Source organism: Hahella sp. HN01, from assembly GCF_018986435.1.
In the GTDB taxonomy this organism is placed as follows: Bacteria; Pseudomonadota; Gammaproteobacteria; order Pseudomonadales; family Oleiphilaceae; genus Hahella.
The window spans coordinates 96905-114531 of the sequence record NZ_JAHMIN010000022.1 but is presented as its reverse complement, the minus strand read 5'-3'; the positions used below and the strand labels follow the sequence as shown (position 1 = coordinate 114531).

The following is a 17627-nucleotide window of genomic DNA, read 5'->3' as shown; positions in this document are numbered from 1 at the left end:
GACTTCAGACTTCAGACTTCAGACTTCAGACTTCAGACTTCAGACTTCAGACTTCAGACTTCAGACTTCAGACTTCAGACTTCAGACTTCAGACTTCAGCTGCGCCTTTATTTTTTAAACGCGATTAAATGTTCTGCTTTCAGGCGAATGGCGACTTCCGCATCAATGGGGAAATCCTGGTGGCTGGGCGTCAGCGCTTCCAGTTTGCGGCCAGAGCTGAGGAGGAGTCGATAGAGGGTTGAGGAGCCAGCAAATATCTTATCGATAATTTTGGCCTTTTGAGGGGAGGTATCGTCGAATACCAAGTCGTCAGGACGGATCAATACTTCGACAGCCTGTTGCGGATTCCAGGGGTAGGCCCTGTTGCCGCGAATGACGCCAAGCTCGGTTTCAACGCTGTCATGGGTGGTCAATACGCCGGGTAATAGGGCTCCGCGGCCGATAAAGTTGGCGACAAAGCGGTTGGCGGGTTCGTGGTACAGGTTATAGGGAGTATCCCACTGCTGTAAGCCTCCTCCGTGCAAAATGCCAACGTGATCGGCCATGGCGAAGGCTTCGTTTTGGTCGTGGGTCACCAGAATTGCGGTGATGTCCCGCTTTTTGAGTATTTCCCTGACGTCCAGGCTAAGGCGCGAGCGAAGTTCCGCATCCAGATTGGAAAAAGGCTCGTCCATTAGTAGTAGCACTGGATCTGGCGCAAGTGCGCGAGCTAAGGCGACGCGTTGCTGCTGGCCTCCAGAAAGCTGGTGAGGGTAAGCATTGGCGTAAGCTGTCATACCGGTAAGCTCCAGCATGTCTTTCAGCTTTGCGTCTGCTTCCGTCGCACTGCGATTATGCAGGCCAAACCTGATATTTGCGGCGACGCTTAAATGAGGGAAGAGCGCATAATCCTGGAATACCATGCCGACTTGGCGTTTCTCCGTCGGCACAGTGGCGGATGACGTAGACACAGGCGCGCCGTTTACTCTCACCTCTCCCGCAAAGACGGGCTGAAAGCCCGCCAATACACGCAGAACAGTCGTCTTGCCGCAGCCGCTGGGGCCTAGCAAGCTGGCTATTTCGCCTTTGTTCAGCTGAAAAGACAGATGAGATACGACAGCCTGATCACCATAGCCGCAGCTGAGGTCTTTGGCCTCCAGCAGAGGAGCGCTCGCCGCCATGTTAAACCTGCTTGCCGTAGAGCAGGAATTCCATGAGGGCCTTTTGCGCATGCAGGCGGTTCTCTGCTTCGTCCCAGACAACGGAGCGTTGGTCATCAAGCATGTCTGTGCTGATTTCCTCGCCTCGGTGTGCGGGCAAACAATGCATGAACAGCGCATCGGGCGCGGCTTTATTCATTAACTCAGGGGAAACCTGGAATTGGGAGAAAGCCTTTTCCCGCTCTGCCTGCTCTTGCTCTTGTCCCATGGAAGCCCATACGTCGGTAACGACCAAGTGGGCGCCTGCGACAGCGTCAGACGGGTTGCGAAATATTTTTACCCGGTCCGCATTCTGCTCTACTAACGACTGCATGGGCTCATATCCTTCAGGGCAGGCGACCGCCAGTTCAAACCCGAATTGGCGCGCAGCGTTGATGTATGAGTTGCACATATTGTTGCCGTCGCCAATCCAGGCGACTTTCCTGCCTCGGATAGAGCCTCTGTGTTCGACATAGGTCTGTATGTCTGCGAGAAGCTGGCAGGGGTGGTAGTCGTCAGTCAGTGCATTAATGACCGGTGCAGAGGAATACTTGGCGAAGAGTTCAAGTTTGCTGTGTTCAAAGGTGCGAATCATGATGATGTCGACCATGCGCGACAGAACCCGAGCGCTATCCTCAATAGGTTCTCCGCGGCCCAGCTGTGTGTCGCGAGGCGAAAGAAATATGGCTGAGCCTCCCAGCTGCGCCGCTCCCGCCTCAAAAGAGACGCGAGTGCGAGTGGAGGACTTCTCAAAAATCATACCCAGAACCTGGCCTTGCATCGGCGTATAGGCCTGTTTGCTTTTATGTTTGGCTTTAAGCTGGATGGCCCGCTCAATCAGATATTCCAGTTCAGCCGGGGAAAAGTCACACAATGTCAGAAAATGTCTGATGCTCATGGTGCGTTACTCGCCATTTCAGTAGGTTTAAGTCAAATATAGAAGGAATGAAAGACGACGGCGGTCGCCTTTCAGTATGCACGGCTATAAACCTACCTTGGTTTTTTTCGATCGTCCGCTGCGTAGAGCTTGATCAGTCGCACCAGTGTCGTTACTAGATGTTCTGCTTCAACGTCCGTCATGGTCAGAGCCGGCAATAACCGGATAACGCGATCAGACGTGACATTGATCAGAAGTCCCACTGTTTGCGCCAGGGGAACTAATTCGGGGCAGGGCTCAGTCATTTCTATGCCGATCATCAAGCCCTTGCCGCGAATGTCCTTGATATATTCGGCGCCACCGAATTCCTGCTTCAGCTTGCTGAGGATTTGCTCGCCAAGAGTACGGGCTCTTTCGGTCAAATTGTTGCTTTGAATCGTCTTAATGACCGCCATCGCCGCTGCGCAAGCAAGTGGATTGCCGCCAAATGTCGAGCCATGAGAACCGGGATGGAACACTTCGGAAGCGACGCCTTTGGCCAGGCAGGCGCCAATAGGCACGCCATTGCCCAGGCCTTTGGCTGTTGTTACGACATCGGGAGCGATGCCATAGTCCTGGTAAGCGAAGTAAGCGCCAGTGCGGCCGTTGCCGGTTTGCACTTCATCCAGCATCAGCAGCCAGCCTTTGGAGTCACACAGTTTTCTTACTGCATGGAGATATTCTACTGGCGCGATGTTAACGCCGCCTTCGCCCTGGATAGGTTCCATCATTACCGCGACAATATTATTGTTGGCGCGAGCGATATTCTCCAGGGTTTTCATATCGTTGTATGGTGCTCTAACGAAGCCTGACACCAATGGCTCAAATCCGGCCTGAACTTTGCGGTTGCCGGTTGCGCTCAATGTCGCGAGAGTGCGGCCGTGGAAAGAGTGATCCATGACGATAATTGAGGGGGATTCAATGCCCTTCTTTTTGCCGTATAGACGGGCAAGCTTGATGGCGGCTTCGTTGGCTTCGGCGCCGGAGTTGCAAAAGAAGACACTGTCCATACCGGCGACTTGGCACAATAGATCGCCCAGTTGTTGCTGTAGAGGAACCTGATAAAGATTGGAGCAGTGCAAAAGCTTCTTGGATTGGCTGCAAACCGCTTCGGAAACGGCAGGGTGCGCATGACCCAGTCCACATACGGCGATTCCGGTTACTGAGTCAAAGTAGCGGTTGCCTTGAGTATCGTATAACCAGCAACCTTCTCCATGCGTAAAGGCGATGGGCAGTCTGCCATAAGTATTCATCAGGGTTGGACCGGCCATTTTCTTCGTCCTCTTATATACAACCTTAAACTCTATATATGGTTGAAAACCCTATATAACGCAAAAAGGCAGCCCCGGCTGCCTGTTCCAACAACTATAGTATAGATAATTGTTACACATGGCAACGAAGCCCAGGGAGGCGCTGATCTGGCTCAAATTTCCTGGTTAACGGACGATTATTTGCCCCTGAAGAAGCGTCTCTTTTCGCGTATACTTCCGCTCCAGAAGGGGCGAAGAGCCTTATTTTTTGCGCTCTATGTCGATGCCTGTTTAAATCGTCATCGCTAGCGCATAAAAACATAGTAAAATAGTCAACCAATCACTCAATGACTGTTATTAAAGGTTAGGTTTATGGATGTCATCGAAGTTATCAAAGAGCAATTGACCAGCAACCCTGTCATTCTTTTTATGAAGGGGTCGCCCAATGCTCCTCAGTGCGGATTCTCCGCTCGTACTGTTCAGGCGTTGATGGCCTGCGGTGAGAAATTTGCTTATGTGAATATTCTGGAGCATCCAGAAATTCGTGAAGCGTTGAAAACCTACTCTAACTGGCCGACCTATCCTCAGCTTTATATTAAAGGCGAGTTGGTAGGCGGGTGCGATATCGTCACTGAGTTGTACGAATCTGGCGAATTGCAGGGAATGGTGAAAGGCGCTGCAGTCGCAGAATAACCATTTCAAATATGCGGCTTTGGACCTGCAGCTATAGCTTAGCTGGCGGGGGTGTACAGGATCTGCACTAGATAACTGTATCCAAATACGCTGTCTGTAGAAGGTGGGCGTTGATAGGGGTTGGCGGCGTATGCGCTGCGAATCGCCGCAGCGTCCAGCTTCTCGTTCCCACTACTCCTCTCTACCTCCGCTTTAACTAGCATTCCTGTTTCTTGAAACTGCAACTTGAGCACGACCATGCGGGGCTCTGTGAGGTCGCTATATTCATATTGATTGTTGTAGAGGCGATTTTGCGCCAAGTGGCGCACGAGGTATGGCCAAAAAGTAGAGTGTGTTGATGGTTGGCTTTTCAATAGCTCTAGGACGGATGCGTCCATCTCATATGTTTTGTTTTCTGGTTTATTGGGTTTCTTGTCGCCAGAGAGCGGCTCGCCTTTAAACAGGTCGCTCACCCAGTTCAGGTTAGTGCGATTTGCATTGCTGCGAGGTATTCCTGAGAAGGTATCTTGTTGTGCGCCTTTCCATGGCGGCGTGTCGTCGACAATGTCCTTTGGCGTATCGGCTTGTGTGGGTTTGTTATTAGTTTGAGCTTCTGGGGCGGCGGGCGCTCGTGCGCTGAGAGTGACTGTAATTGTTGAGTTTTCTTTTGGTGGAAGCTGGATGGAAAATAGTAGAAAGAGTATGCCTGCGTGAGCGAGGATGGAGAAGAAAATAGCGTTGGTGACGCGCGCGCCGTTAAATTCACTGTCAGACATAAAATACATAGAACTTGAGGTCTGCAGTGAATTTAACTTATTTCCCAGGGCGGTAGAAATGAGTTTTCGTCAGTTATGTGAAGCGGGTAGTCCTATTCCGCCTCACGCCGCCTTGCCTGACATCTTTCTCAGGTTGCCAATAACGGCATCCATCGCCCTGTCGAACAGGAGGCCTTCTTCCAGCGCTTTGATACGCCCTTTACGTAATTCGTGAGCCAGCTCGCCTCGGGTCTTCTCGACGACTTTCAGTCCTAGGCGGTTAACGAATATGTAGGTGTCGGAGTCCTCGATCTTTGTGGACAGCTTGCATCTGAAGCGAGCGCCATTTACCAGAGAAAACTCAATCCAGGCTCCGCACTCCATCTCGTCCACTTTGGCGAGATACTCCGCCAGTGCGGCGTCTTCGTACTCGCTCTGACGTTCTACCGCTGTTTTTGCGGCAGGAGTGAGTTTTTGTTCTATGACTACTGGGACCGATACGGGCGGCTTGGGTGCGTCATTCTGTGCGCTGGTTATAGACTGTTGCTTGAAGGTTTCTGTCAGCGCCTTCTTCAGTTCTCCCAGCATGTGCTCAAGCTTGGCTGAGTTGTAGGAAACCTCTTTCAAGCCAGCTTTGAGGTTTTTGAGTAACTGGGGAACAACTTTAACCCAGCGCTGTCTGGCTTCAACTTCGGCATGGGGCTGTAAGCACCAAGTCAGTTCGTCCACCACTTTGGTGCACTGATTCAGGCGATGTTCCGTGTCTTCTTTTAAGTAAGCCAGGAACATAACGCGGCTCCAACCGCCGCGAAGTAGTTCAACGGCAACAGGTGGGAGAGGTTGCGCAGCGATTTTCTCGCTGAGAATCTGTTCTACCACCTGATGGGCTTTATGGGACTTGACGCGGCCAATTTCCGCTTCTTTGGTTCGCTGCTCAACCAGCTTGGCCTTTCGTTCTTCGCGGCTTAAATATTGAGAGAACTCTTGGTATATCTCTTCGAAAAGCTCGCTTTCGCCGTTGAACTCCTCAAGGATGCGCTGAACGGCGCGGTGAATTTGTTCGTAGAGCTTGTCGCGTTTTTTCTCTGATGCGTCACTCCAGCCAATGCCTGCTTTCGCCAGTGCGTTTAAAAGCTTGCGGGCAGGGTGGGACGGCTTACTAAAGAAACTTTTGTCTCTGATTGCGACTTTGAGAATAGGGATTTGCAGGCGACTGATTAGAACCTGAATCGGAGCCGACAGGTTGTAGTCATCAAGAATGAATTCGAAAAGCATTGAGACCAGGTTGATGAGGTCTTCATCAACTTGATCAAGTGCTGTCGCCTTGCCTGACTTCTGGCTTTCTTCGGTCAACAGCCCTTGTACCGCTGAGCGTAGATCTAACGCTACGACGGGCCCTTCCGCCAGATTCTCAGTGCGAACGCTATGCTGCAAACGGGATAGGATTGAAAGTAAGTCGGCGTCTGCAATAAATTGCACATTTCCTGGGGGCGGAGCTTGTCGTCCACCGGCTCCAGCGTTTGCGCCTTGTTGCTGCTCAGAAGAGTCTGAAGGCGTGTTCCTGAGCGCGGACAGTAGCTCTTGTACTTGACTAAAAACATCGCCTGCGCCGTCATGACTGTTTGCATCGCTTTGTGCTTCCAAAGGGCGTGCGGAGACGTCGGAAGTTGACCGGGGAGTGACGCGGGACTTTTTGGCCGTATATTTCAGGTTAGGCATAACACCCGCCTGAATCATTATCTTGTTAGCCTCTTCAAGACTCTCGACCAAGTTGCCCATTACGTAGCGGTCGAATTGCTTATAAACGATCAGCTTTTCTTTTATTTCGATATCAAGACCGATACAGGCGTCGGAAAATGCCTTGCAGATATGCTCGGGGTCTAATGGGTTGACCGCATTTTCTTCATTGGTTTCGCCATACACACTGGATACGCGAGTCTGAAACTGCAATAGCGAGCCGGAGAAGTTAGCTCTTGCCTTGCTGATCATGCTGTTAATCGCGACGGACTCTTCCAGGGCGTCGTTCTGCACCAGGCTCAGTACATCAACATCGACATTGTTGGACAATGTCTCGCTGGACTTGTGCTGAGAGGGGGGCTGATTGAACAGGCGTGCGAGTTCCTGCTGGAAGTGGTTTTCTATCCCCTTCCGTTTTATCCGGATCTCACGCATGGCTTCGAAATAGCGATTCTGCTCATTATTTGTATGAGCGTGATTCGCTAGTTCAAAGAAAGAATCATCAACACCATCGAACATGCTGTTGAGGAAGTTAAGGAGCATTGAGATGGAGTGATCGCGAATACGCGTAAGCAACTGCTCATCCGCGGGCTTTGGGTGAGCCTTCACGCGCTCGCGAATGTAACTTACACCGCTCCCCTTATTCATAAACTTCTCCTGTTGCACCCAAATGGGGCGTCAAAAACAAGCTGACAACAGATATTGTTATTTTTTTTTGGGTATGAGTTTGGCGGTGAGTCGTTATAATAATTGCCGTCTATTTTACGGCTTTATATACAAAAATCTACCATAAGTTACTAAAACGGTCTTGCCATCTTAGGCTGTATTGCGCCGTTTTAGTCGATTCTATGCGGTCGCCCCTAGAGTCGACCGCATAGGTAAAGGCGTTAATAGCTTCAGTTCGTATAAACCGGACCGATGCCAACGCTCCAAATGACAACACTGGTGGCGATTAAAGCTACAAGCATAACCAGACCAACGGTCAGAACGCTTGTGGCGAACATAAAGCCTCTTTCTTTAGGGATTTTCATCAGAATCGGTAGACCTTCGTAAAGAAGATATACAGAGTACGATACCCCGACTAATCCTGCGAACATGTCTACCCAAATATTGGGGTAAACGGCTATGGCTCCCATGATAAATAATGGTGTTGCTGCGTATGCAGCCAGCTCAATACCTCTGGGCGCATTTTTGTCCACGCCATAAGTAATTGCCATGAAGTCGATGAATTTGCCCAGAATATAGATTCCGGACAGCATCGCCACGTAGAAAAGCGCGCATAAGTTAAAGGCGCTTACTTGAGTTAGCTTGACGGTTTCTTCGCTGCCAATGGTCCAGCCCACTTGCGTAGAGCCGATATAAGCGGCGATGGTTGGAATTAAGGCCAGTAATAGCGTGTGTTGTACGTACAGTCGCCCGGTTGTGGCGCGCTCTTCGCGTATTGACAGCCATTCCTGATCTGGATGCGTGAAAAGACCTAACGTGTGGCCCAGGATCATATAGGAAGCCTCCTTCTTATTTTTATGGTCACTATTACTTCATAGTGTTCCGGCTATTTTTAGTCAAGAAGTAGCTTATATTTTGATCTTTTAAACGATTTTTTTTTATTCGCTAACTGCATATGGAGGGGCGCCGGACATTGATTTGAATGAGTTTCCGGCGCGTATTATTTACTGTTGGGCGGCTTTTTTCTTTTTGCTGCTCTTTGGAGGGGCGAATGGGTCGTGGACGATGGCGGCCTTAACGACATTGTCTTTGACCTGTTTGATTTCCACATTGTACCCGTGCAGCTTAAGGCATGTTGGATTCTCTGGAATGGTCTCCAGCAGTTCCATGATAAGTCCGTTTAGCGTTTTGGGGCCGTCGGTGGGAAGTCTCCACCCCAGTATTTTGTTGATCGTGCGGATTGTCGCAAAGCCATCGATCATGTAACGGTTGTCGTCCATTGGCGTGATGTCTGGGCTGGTGGCGGCGATATCGGTGGTGAACTCTCCGACAATCTCTTCCAGTATATCTTCCAGGGTGGCTATGCCTTGTACGTCGCCGTATTCGTCTACAACAACCGCAATTCGCCGCTTTTCTTTCTGGAAGTTAAAAAGCTGGGTGTTTAGCGGAGTGCCTTCTGGAATGAAGTAGGGCTCACGGCAGCTTTGCATGATCATTGCCTTGTTTATCTCGTTCTGAGTGAGAAATTTGGCGGCATTGCGGAGGTGGAGGATGCCTATAATGTTGTTTATATCCCCCCGGTAGACTGGCAGCCGGGTGTGTTGAGCTGATCTTAATTGTTCGACAATTTCATCAATGTCGTCCTCTATGTCGATCCCCGTAATTTCATTTCGTGGGATCATGATGTCCTCTATGGTGACTTTCTCCAGATCCAGGATGCTCAGAAGCATTTGTCTGTGTCGTTTTGGGATGCGGACTCCCGCCTCGTGAACCAGGGTGCGTAGCTCTTCGCGAGACAAGTGGTCGGATCCTGCTTGAGACTCGGTGACTCCAAATAGGCGCAATAGCGAGTTGGAGGCGATATTGACGCACCGTACAAAGGGATAAAGGAGTTTTAGGAGAGGGATTAGCGCCACTGAGGCGGGAAATGCTACTCGCTCCGGGTAGAGGGCGGCGAGCGTTTTGGGTGTAACCTCAGAAAAAACCAGGATAGTTATTGTCAATGCTGATGTGGCGATAGCAACGCCGGCGTCTCCCCATAGGCGGGTAGCAATAACGGTGGCGATTGCGGAGGCGAGTATGTTGACGAAGTTATTACCTATCAGAATGACGCCGATCAGCTGATCTGGACGCTGCAGTAAGGTGTTCGCGCGTTTTGCGCCTTTGTGTCCGTTTTTGGCCATGTGCCTTAAACGATAGCGATTCAGAGTCATCATCCCTGTCTCTGAGCCGGAAAAGAATCCAGAGAGAGCTATTAGGATGACTAATACAGCGAGTAGAAAGGTGGTGGATAAGTCGTTCAAGGGGAGCGTTAAACCGTTTGTTGTGATTACGAAGTCATCATAGAAACGCTTGGGGGCGTGTCAAGATCAGATTTTGGGTTGAATGATAAACTCTAAGGCGATCTTGCTGCCCAGAAACCCTAGGGCTAGCAGTAAGCATCCGCCAATTGTCAGTCTGGCGGCGAGCAAGCCTCTCCAGCCCCATAGGTTACGGCCAACGGCCAAGAGTGCGAAGATAAGCCAGGATAAAATCGAAAGCGCTGTCTTGTGGACCAAATGTTGTGCGAACAGGTCCTCCACAAAAAAGCTACCAGTTATTATCGCCAGAGTGAGAAGGATCAGGCCTGTCCAGATCATCTCAAATAAAATATCTTCGGTGGTTTGAAGAGGGGGGAGCGCTTTTACGAGTCGGCCGGTCATGTGAGACTTCAGCTGCTTGTTTTGGGCATAGAGAAGTAAGGCTTGTAATCCGGCCAGACTAAATACGGAGTATGCAATCACTGATAAGGTGATGTGCGCCATGAGCCCCACGTGTCCGGGCTCTACCACCTGAGTGGGGCCTTTAAAGCTGACGGCTGCGATGACTGTTATGATCGCTATGGGGTAAATTAGCAGCTTCAGGTTGTGTACGGGTTTTATGTATGCGAAGGAAACAATCAAAGCGCTGAGGAATAGGCTGATTATTGAGATGATTTTGAAAAAGCCGAAGTCTGCTCCGAGAGAGGTTGAGCTCAGTAGCCAAACGCTAACTGCATGCGCTGCGACAGCCAGAAAGCCAATGGCTCCGGCCAAGTGCGGGCGTTGTGGCGTCTTGCCCTCGTAAACAGCGTATTGAAAGGCTGTGGCGACAGTGTAAAAAACGGTGGCGACTATGCTAAGGGTGACAACGCTCATTAAATGTCAGTCATGTCGGCTGGGGTGTGTTAGCTGTTTTGGCCCTGCTGGTTGTTGTCTTTGTTTATGGAAATGAGGCGCTTTGGCATATTCTTGCGCTTACTCAAAAGCGCCGAAAGTCGCCTAATAAACAAAGAGTTGGAAAAATAGGTTTCGGCTGGGTCCATTTGTTAGATGAAGTATGCCGTAGGGTTGGATATAATCCAAGCCCTTTTACGACATACCTGATTATTAAGGGGAACGCTATATGTTTGATAGTCTGACGGAAAGGTTGTCCGACAGCCTAAAAAAGATTACCGGCCAGGCGAAACTAACTGAAGACAACATCAAGGAAACTCTCAGGGAAGTTCGCATGGCTTTGCTGGAGGCTGATGTTGCTCTCCCCGTCGTAAAAGAATTCGTTGATAGCGTTAAAGCGAAGGCCGTAGGTCAGGACGTGATGCGAAGCCTGACGCCGGGGCAGGAGTTTATTCGCGTTGTGCAGAATGAGCTTATTGCTGTCATGGGGCAGGCGAATGAAGACTTGAATCTTAATTGCCAGCCTCCAGCCGTGATTTTGATGGCGGGCTTGCAGGGCGCTGGTAAAACGACATCTGTGGGTAAGTTGGCTCGGTTCCTAAAGGAGCGTCGCAAAAAATCTGTCATGGTGGTGAGTGCGGACGTATATCGTCCCGCCGCTATTAAACAGCTGGAAACCTTGGCGGGGGATGTCGGGGTTAATTTCTTCCCGAGCACTGCTGACCAAGATCCCGTTGATATTGCAAGTGCGGCAATTGCTGAGGCTCGCAAGCGTTTTAATGATGTGGTGATTGTTGATACGGCGGGGCGGTTGCATATTGACGCGGATATGATGTCCGAAATCAAGCGTCTGCATGCTGCGGTCAATCCGATTGAAACTTTATTTGTTGTTGACGCCATGACGGGGCAGGACGCGGCGAATACCGCTAAGGCGTTCAATGATGCTCTGCCTTTGACGGGCGTGATTTTGACGAAGGCGGACGGTGATGCTCGTGGCGGCGCCGCCTTGTCTGTGCGTTCTATTACTGGCAAACCCATCAAATTCATGGGGATGGGGGAGAAAGTAGAGGCTCTGGAGCCGTTTCATCCAGATCGAGTTGCGTCAAGAATCCTTGGTATGGGGGATGTGCTCTCTCTTATAGAGGAGGCTGAGCGCAAGCTTGATAAGAAGAAGGCTGAGAAGCTCGCCAAGAAAGTTATAAAAGGGAAGTCCTTTGATCTCGAAGATTTCCGTGACCAGCTACAGCAAATGAAAAATATGGGCGGAATGGCTGGCATGCTGGATAAGTTGCCGGGAATGGGGCAAATCTCTCAAGTCGCGCAACAGCATATGAACGATAAGATGTTTGTTCATATGGAGGCGTTGATAAATTCAATGACTCCGCATGAACGGCGGTTTCCTGATGTTGTAAGCAATTCACGCAAACGTCGGATTGCCATGGGGGCGGGTCTACAAATACAAGACGTGAATCGCCTTCTTAAGCAGCACAAGCAAATGCAGAAGATGATGAAAAAATTCAGTAAGAAAGGTGGCGTCATGAATATGATGCGGGGAATGGGTGGGATGATGCCTCCTGGTGGTGGAATGCCTCCAATGGGGCGCATGAGATAGTTCTGGCGTCTAATTGCCAGAGAGTAAACAAAAAGGTTTTCAATGCTTGAATTATTGCGTAGAATATGCGCCCTTTCAGGTGTTGAGCCAACAACATTGGTTTATTTACAACAGGATTCAAACTGAGATGGTTACAATTCGACTAGCGCGTGGCGGTTCAAAAAAACGTCCTTTTTATCACCTTAACGTGACTGATAGCAGAAACGCCCGTGACGGCCGTTTCATTGAGCGTGTAGGTTTCTTCAACCCTACTGCGCGCGGTAACGACGAGCGTGTCCGTGTAGACGCAGAGCGTCTGCAGTTCTGGGTTGAGCGTGGAGCTCAGATGTCTGATCGCGTTCGTGATCTGGTGAAGGCCAGCGCTTAAGCAGGTTGGTGAAGCACGCCGATGAATGAGAAAATTTGCATAGGCAAAATCGTCGGTGTGTATGGCGTAAAAGGTTGGCTGAAAGTTCATTCTTTCACGTCGCCACCGGAGAATATGCTTCGGTACGCTAATTGGGAATTGGTGCGCGAAGATGGAAATCGCTCGGGCGCAAAGCTTCGGTCTGGTAAGCCTCAGGGTAAAGGGATCGTTATTGCGCTAGCTGGCGTGGATGATCGAGATATGGCAAAAAACTATGTTGGTTGTCAGATTGAGATTGAGTCGTCAGAGCTTCCAGTTTTGGAAGAGGGTGAATTCTATTGGCGTCAATTGGAAGGGCTCACCGTTGTTACCTCTGAAGGGGTAAATATAGGGCGGGTGAGTCATTTGATTGAAACTGGCGCTAATGATGTGCTTGTCGTTGCAGGATCTGCGGAAAGCATTGATAAGCGTGAGCGGCTAATTCCTTACTTGCCAGGCCAATTCATAGAGAATATTGATCTGGATAAGAATTTAATGGTTGTTGACTGGGATCCGGATTTTTAAAGTGTGGTTTGGCGTCATAACTTTATTTCCGGAAATGCTGAAGTCGGTTACGGACTTTGGCGTGGTGGGCAAGGCTATCAAGCAGAGTTCGATAGAAGTTTACTCTTGGAATCCCAGGGATTACGCAACCGATAACTATCGCACGGTAGATGATAGGCCGTATGGCGGTGGTCCTGGAATGCTGATGAAGGTGGAGCCTTTAGAGGCTGCATTAAATGCGGCGAAGTCTGTGGCTCCTGCGGGAAGTAAAGTTATTTATCTGTCTCCTCAGGGGAGGCGAATAAATCAAGCTTTGGTTCGCTCGGCGTTAAATGTCCCAGGATTGATTCTTCTGTGTGGTCGTTACGAAGGGATTGATGAAAGATTGATTGAGGATGAAGTCGACGAAGAGTGGTCTTTGGGTGACTTTGTTCTTAGTGGCGGCGAGATTGCCGCTATGGCTATTATCGATAGTGTTTCTCGGCTTGCGCCAGGAGTGCTCGGTCACAATGAGTCTGCTGAGCAGGACTCTTTCGAGAATAGCTTGCTGGATTGTCCTCATTACACGAGGCCGGAGGTATATCGCGATAAGCGGGTTCCTGGGGTTTTATTGAGTGGCAATCATGAAAAGATTAGGCGTTGGAGGTTGGAGCAGTCTTTGCTTAGAACGCTTCAGCGCAGACCCGATTTGCTCGAGCAGCGTGAGCTATCCGAAGAAGAAGCTCAAATCATACAAGAGTTGCGGCGCGGGCAGTTAATATCAGAAACGTAGGATTACTTCGGATTAGTTAGGAGCGAGCCATGAGCAGCAAAAACACAATCATTAGCCAGCTTGAAGCTGAGCAAATGACTAAAGAAATCCCAGAGTTTGCTCCGGGTGATACAGTAACTGTAAGTGTGAAAGTGGTAGAAGGTTCTCGTGAGCGTCTGCAGGCTTTCGAAGGTGTTGTGATCGCAAAAAGAAACCGTGGTCTGAACTCTTCTTTTACTGTTCGTAAAGTTTCATATGGTGTTGGTGTGGAGAGAACTTTCCAGACTCACAGCCGTTTGGTCGACAGCATCAATGTTAAGCGTCGTGGCGACGTTCGCAAGGCTAAGTTGTATCACCTTCGTGATCTTAGCGGTAAGGCTGCTCGCATCAAAGAGAAGTTGGATTAATTCCGGCTTCGGTTTATCCAGAAAAGGGTGGTCAATTGACCGCCCTTTTTTGTTTGTGGTCAGGCTGGAAGTTTGAAAAGGAAAGATGACTAGTAATATGAGTTTTTCGCAGGCCTGCCAGGAAACTATCGATAGATTCATAGAGATGCTGTGGCTGGAACAGGGGCTGTCTGAAAATACAAGGATGTCCTATCGGTCTGACCTTGTGCGCTTGGCGGAATGGCTGGCGAGAAGTGGAAAAACACTTATCGAGGCTTCTCGGGAGGATTTATTTTCCTTTTTGGCTGCCCGCATGCAGAAAGGTGCTAAGAGCGCCTCGTCGGCTCGTATGTTGTCGACGTTGCGAAAATTCTATCGCTATCTGTTGAGGGAGGGGGTTGTTCGGGAGGACCCGACGTTAAGGATTGAGCACCCAAAAGTGGGGCGGCTATTGCCGGGGGCGATTTCTGAGGCTGAAGTGGATAGGTTGCTGGCGGAGCCGGATATTTCGTTGCCGATTGAGGCCCGGGATAAGGTGATGCTAGAGGTGTTGTACGCCAGCGGATTGCGTGTATCCGAGCTGGTTGGTCTTCAGCTTTATCAGGTTAACTTGAGGCAAGGGGTGTTGCGTGTCGTTGGAAAGGGGGATAAGGAAAGACTGACTCCTTTGGGGGAGCAAGCGGTAGAGCAATTAGAGGCCTATATCAAAGGTGTTCGGCCCGAATTGACGGGGGGGCGAGAAGATGGCGTCCTTTTCCCGAGTTTGCGTGGCGGGGGGATGACGAGGCAAACCTTCTGGTATCGTATCAAGCTATATGCGTCACGCAGTGGGATTGCTAAGAACATAACGCCACATACACTTCGTCACGCATTCGCCACTCACTTACTGAATCATGGTGCGGATCTGCGCGTGGTTCAATTGCTTCTTGGGCATAGCGACTTATCTACTACTCAGATATATACCCATGTGGCCAAGGCCAGGCTGCAGCAACTGCACTCAAAACACCACCCTCGCTCCTGATTTTTTTGTATTTGCTTCATTTGAGTGTGAGCTTGAAAGGGTTAGGTTAAATCTATTTCACGTTACACAATTGACCTAGTTTTGATAGGAACATTTGTGTAATTTTAGGGTCTAACTATATATTCAAGAACGGATGAAGGTATATTCATGCACGTAATGCGCCCTTTTGTATTGGTATTAATGGCATTGTCGGTCGCTTTCGGAGCGCGCGCCGACGAGCAGCAAGAGCAAGCCGTGAAAGTGATTAAACAACGGTTGGCTGAGGCTGTGCCTGGGCTGAAAATCCTAAAGGTTAGCCCTAGCCCAATACCGGGAGTGTATGAAGTGGAGTCCAATAATCCGCAGCTGCTGTACACCAGCGCTGATGGGCAATATTTCGTGGCGGGTGATATCTACCAAGTGAGCGAGGGGCGCATCACTAACTTGGCGGAGCGCCGGCGTGAAGAGACTCGCGCAGAGTTGGTCAACTCGATTGATGAGTCAAAAATGATCGTATTCAAGCCCGAAGTGGTGAAGGCTTCTATCACTGTTTTTACGGATGTGGACTGTGGATACTGTCGGAAGCTTCATAAGGAAATTCCTCGTTTAAATGAGCTGGGCGTGCAAGTTAATTATTTGGCTTATCCTCGTGCGGGCGTAGGGTCGGGAAGCTATCAAAAAATGGTTTCCGTTTGGTGTGCTGATGACCAGCAGACTGCTCTGACAGAAGCGAAACTAGGGAAAACTCCTGCTTCCAAGGACTGTAAAAATCCAGTCGCCGATCAATATAATTTGGGGAATCAGATTGGTATTAGCGGGACTCCAGCCATCGTGCTGCATGATGGTCGCTTGATTCCAGGATATGTGCCTGCTGACTCTCTTGCTAAAGGCTTGGGGTTGGAAGTTAAGTAGTAGAAGTTTGGCTAGCGGAAGTGAGGCATTCTCTTCCGCTAGCAGCGAAAGTTTTTCTCGTCCTTCCTTATTTCACACTCCCTTTCAATGTTGTTGCATCTTTGAGCTCCCCCGGGAGATAGCCCCTCTTTTTGGCACGCACGGAATTCCATGCTTAGTTCATAATTACTCAGTCCAGTAAAAGGTGTGCTGCTATCGCATCCAGCGAGAAGCAGTGGAACGAAAAGAAGAGCTCTTGATAAGCAATGTTGAGCTGATTTTCTGGTTTGAGTGGCCATCTATATTTCCGTAATGCCAGTCTGCGCCAAAAGGAATTACTTAACAGGTTAGCCGCTGTTTTCTGGTGGCGCCATTTCCTGTTATCAGGTTGTGTCAGGGTGAGTTAAGATCCCTTGCTCTCCTTGTAAAATAAGCGCTGCGCTGCGTTGACACACTCCGGGGTGCGGGTTATCGTGGCCTGTTCCCAATATTGTATTCATCTTAATCTTCGCCCTCTGGCCGTTCAGGAGATCGCAATGGAATTTCCGCGCATCAGTCGCTTGCCGCCCTATGTTTTTAACATTGTTGGGGAGCTCAAGCAGCAGGCGCGAGCGAGGGGGGAGGATATTATTGACTTTGGCATGGGGAATCCTGACCAGCCAACCCCTAAGCATATAGTCGACAAGTTGACTGAAACTGTGCAGCGGGGTGATACGCATCGTTACTCTCAGTCCAAGGGTATCCCCAGGCTAAGAAAGGCCATTGCCGGATGGTATAAAAACCGCTTTGATGTGGATTTGGACCCTGAGAGAGAAGCAATAGTCACTATTGGCTCTAAAGAGGGGCTTGCCCACCTAGCTTTGGCGACAATGGGGCCGGGAGACGCCGTGTTGGTGCCGAACCCGAGCTACCCGATTCATCCTTATGGGTTTGTCATTGCTGGCGCAGATATTCGACATATCCCACTGGGCGAGGATACGAACGCGTTTTTCACCGAGTTGGAAAAGGCGATTCTTGATTCATGGCCTCGCCCCAAAATGCTGGTCTTGAACTTTCCTGGCAACCCCACTTCCCAGTGTGTTGAATTAGACTTTTTCGAAAAAGTCATTGCCATCGCCCGAGAGCATAAAATCTGGGTTGTGCAGGATATCGCTTATGCGGATATCGTATTTGACGGTTATAAAGCACCTTCGATTTTGCAAGTTCCTGGGGCGAAGGAAGTGGCGGTGGAATTCTTCTCTCTGTCTAAAAGCTATAATATGCCTGGCTGGCGCGTTGGATTCTGTTGTGGAAACGCAGAACTGATAGCGGCTTTGGCTCGCATTAAGTCTTATCTGGATTACGGTACTTTTACCCCGATTCAAGTGGCGGCGATTGCTGCATTGGAGGGCGATCAGGCTTGTGTGGAAGAAATCCGAGCGATGTATCAGTCCCGTCGCGACGTATTATGCCGGGGTTTGGACAGTATTGGCTGGGATGTAACTCCGCCTAAAGCAACCATGTTCGTTTGGGCGAAAATTCCTGAACACTATCGCCACATGGGGTCACTGGAGTTTTCTAAAAAGCTGTTGCTGGAGGCGAAGGTGGCGGTATCTCCAGGTCTTGGCTTTGGGCATTATGGAGATGAGTACGTGCGTTTCGCACTGATTGAAAACGAACATCGTACGCGGCAGGCGATCCGGGGCATTAAGACGATGTTTCGTAAAGATGGTTTGATACTGGATTAAGGC

At 49.8% G+C, this 17627-nt stretch carries 17 protein-coding genes; 9 read left to right on the top strand and 8 right to left on the bottom strand.

Features of this window, described 5'->3' with window-relative positions; translation table 11 throughout:
• Positions 1–107 precede the first annotated feature (107 nt).
• From KP814_RS20485 to KP814_RS20475, 3 genes are all read right to left on the bottom strand, one after another.
• Positions 108–1160 carry an ABC transporter ATP-binding protein gene (locus tag KP814_RS20485; protein ID WP_216738514.1) on the bottom strand — a complete coding sequence of 351 codons (1053 nt, stop codon included), beginning with the start codon at positions 1158–1160 and terminating at the stop codon, positions 108–110.
• Position 1161: 1 nt separating this feature from the next.
• Complete coding sequence (gene argF, locus KP814_RS20480; RefSeq protein WP_216738513.1) at positions 1162–2076, bottom strand: ornithine carbamoyltransferase; 915 nt, start codon at positions 2074–2076, stop codon at positions 1162–1164.
• Between the two features lie 92 nt (positions 2077–2168).
• On the bottom strand, positions 2169–3365 hold the full coding sequence (locus KP814_RS20475; RefSeq protein ID WP_216738512.1) for an aspartate aminotransferase family protein: 1197 nt from the start codon (positions 3363–3365) through the stop codon (positions 2169–2171).
• Between the two features lie 351 nt (positions 3366–3716).
• Between KP814_RS20475 and grxD the strand changes: the two genes are divergently transcribed.
• Positions 3717–4037, top strand: coding sequence for a Grx4 family monothiol glutaredoxin (gene grxD / locus KP814_RS20470; protein ID WP_127972779.1), 321 nt, complete (start codon positions 3717–3719; stop codon positions 4035–4037).
• A 38-nt stretch (positions 4038–4075) separates the two neighbouring features.
• On the opposite strand, the gene KP814_RS20465 is transcribed toward grxD, so the two are convergent.
• The 5 genes from KP814_RS20465 to KP814_RS20445 form a co-directional block, all read right to left on the bottom strand.
• The gene (locus KP814_RS20465; RefSeq protein WP_216738511.1) at positions 4076–4792 is read right to left on the bottom strand and encodes a TonB C-terminal domain-containing protein; all 717 of its coding nucleotides are present in this window, start codon (positions 4790–4792) and stop codon (positions 4076–4078) included.
• A 102-nt stretch (positions 4793–4894) separates the two neighbouring features.
• On the bottom strand, positions 4895–7156 hold the full coding sequence (locus KP814_RS20460) for a DUF1631 domain-containing protein (RefSeq protein ID WP_216738510.1): 2262 nt from the start codon (positions 7154–7156) through the stop codon (positions 4895–4897).
• A gap of 248 nt (positions 7157–7404) precedes the next feature.
• Positions 7405–8007 carry a Yip1 family protein gene (locus KP814_RS20455; RefSeq protein WP_216738509.1) on the bottom strand — a complete coding sequence of 201 codons (603 nt, stop codon included), beginning with the start codon at positions 8005–8007 and terminating at the stop codon, positions 7405–7407.
• A gap of 171 nt (positions 8008–8178) precedes the next feature.
• Entirely contained in the window at positions 8179–9477 is a 1299-nt protein-coding gene (locus tag KP814_RS20450) for an HlyC/CorC family transporter (protein ID WP_253938510.1), read from the bottom strand.
• A gap of 66 nt (positions 9478–9543) precedes the next feature.
• Complete coding sequence (locus KP814_RS20445) at positions 9544–10350, bottom strand: inner membrane protein YpjD (protein WP_216738508.1); 807 nt, start codon at positions 10348–10350, stop codon at positions 9544–9546.
• Between the two features lie 247 nt (positions 10351–10597).
• On the opposite strand from KP814_RS20445, the gene ffh reads away from it, so the two are divergent.
• The 8 genes from ffh (at position 10598) to alaC (ending at position 17624) form a co-directional block, all read left to right on the top strand.
• Positions 10598–11980 (top strand): signal recognition particle protein, encoded by a 1383-nt coding sequence (gene ffh, locus KP814_RS20440; RefSeq protein WP_216738507.1) that lies wholly within the window; start codon positions 10598–10600, stop codon positions 11978–11980.
• Between the two features lie 127 nt (positions 11981–12107).
• On the top strand, positions 12108–12347 hold the full coding sequence (gene rpsP, locus KP814_RS20435) for a 30S ribosomal protein S16 (protein WP_216738506.1): 240 nt from the start codon (positions 12108–12110) through the stop codon (positions 12345–12347).
• A 21-nt stretch (positions 12348–12368) separates the two neighbouring features.
• Positions 12369–12890 carry a ribosome maturation factor RimM gene (gene rimM, locus KP814_RS20430; protein WP_216738505.1) on the top strand — a complete coding sequence of 174 codons (522 nt, stop codon included), beginning with the start codon at positions 12369–12371 and terminating at the stop codon, positions 12888–12890.
• Position 12891: 1 nt separating this feature from the next.
• Positions 12892–13641, top strand: coding sequence for a tRNA (guanosine(37)-N1)-methyltransferase TrmD (trmD, locus tag KP814_RS20425; protein WP_216738504.1), 750 nt, complete (start codon positions 12892–12894; stop codon positions 13639–13641).
• Positions 13642–13670: 29 nt separating this feature from the next.
• Entirely contained in the window at positions 13671–14027 is a 357-nt protein-coding gene (gene rplS / locus KP814_RS20420; protein ID WP_127972772.1) for a 50S ribosomal protein L19, read from the top strand.
• A gap of 97 nt (positions 14028–14124) precedes the next feature.
• The gene (xerD, locus tag KP814_RS20415) at positions 14125–15027 is read left to right on the top strand and encodes a site-specific tyrosine recombinase XerD (protein ID WP_216738503.1); all 903 of its coding nucleotides are present in this window, start codon (positions 14125–14127) and stop codon (positions 15025–15027) included.
• 147 nt (positions 15028–15174) lie between these two features.
• Complete coding sequence (locus tag KP814_RS20410) at positions 15175–15918, top strand: DsbC family protein (RefSeq protein ID WP_216738502.1); 744 nt, start codon at positions 15175–15177, stop codon at positions 15916–15918.
• A gap of 515 nt (positions 15919–16433) precedes the next feature.
• On the top strand, positions 16434–17624 hold the full coding sequence (gene alaC / locus KP814_RS20405) for an alanine transaminase (RefSeq protein ID WP_216738501.1): 1191 nt from the start codon (positions 16434–16436) through the stop codon (positions 17622–17624).
• The last annotated feature ends 3 nt before the right edge of the window (positions 17625–17627 follow it).

Coding starts and splice junctions, on each gene's coding strand:
- KP814_RS20485 (WP_216738514.1), bottom strand. CDS start 1,160: ATGGCGGCGAGCGCTCCTCTGCTGGAGGCCAAAGACCTCAGCTGCGGC.
- argF (WP_216738513.1), bottom strand. CDS start 2,076: ATGAGCATCAGACATTTTCTGACATTGTGTGACTTTTCCCCGGCTGAA.
- KP814_RS20475 (WP_216738512.1), bottom strand. CDS start 3,365: ATGGCCGGTCCAACCCTGATGAATACTTATGGCAGACTGCCCATCGCC.
- grxD (WP_127972779.1), top strand. CDS start 3,717: ATGGATGTCATCGAAGTTATCAAAGAGCAATTGACCAGCAACCCTGTC.
- KP814_RS20465 (WP_216738511.1), bottom strand. CDS start 4,792: ATGTCTGACAGTGAATTTAACGGCGCGCGCGTCACCAACGCTATTTTC.
- KP814_RS20460 (WP_216738510.1), bottom strand. CDS start 7,156: ATGAATAAGGGGAGCGGTGTAAGTTACATTCGCGAGCGCGTGAAGGCT.
- KP814_RS20455 (WP_216738509.1), bottom strand. CDS start 8,007: ATGATCCTGGGCCACACGTTAGGTCTTTTCACGCATCCAGATCAGGAA.
- KP814_RS20445 (WP_216738508.1), bottom strand. CDS start 10,350: ATGAGCGTTGTCACCCTTAGCATAGTCGCCACCGTTTTTTACACTGTC.
- ffh (WP_216738507.1), top strand. CDS start 10,598: ATGTTTGATAGTCTGACGGAAAGGTTGTCCGACAGCCTAAAAAAGATT.
- rpsP (WP_216738506.1), top strand. CDS start 12,108: ATGGTTACAATTCGACTAGCGCGTGGCGGTTCAAAAAAACGTCCTTTT.
- rimM (WP_216738505.1), top strand. CDS start 12,369: ATGAATGAGAAAATTTGCATAGGCAAAATCGTCGGTGTGTATGGCGTA.
- rplS (WP_127972772.1), top strand. CDS start 13,671: ATGAGCAGCAAAAACACAATCATTAGCCAGCTTGAAGCTGAGCAAATG.
- xerD (WP_216738503.1), top strand. CDS start 14,125: ATGAGTTTTTCGCAGGCCTGCCAGGAAACTATCGATAGATTCATAGAG.
- KP814_RS20410 (WP_216738502.1), top strand. CDS start 15,175: ATGCACGTAATGCGCCCTTTTGTATTGGTATTAATGGCATTGTCGGTC.
- alaC (WP_216738501.1), top strand. CDS start 16,434: ATGGAATTTCCGCGCATCAGTCGCTTGCCGCCCTATGTTTTTAACATT.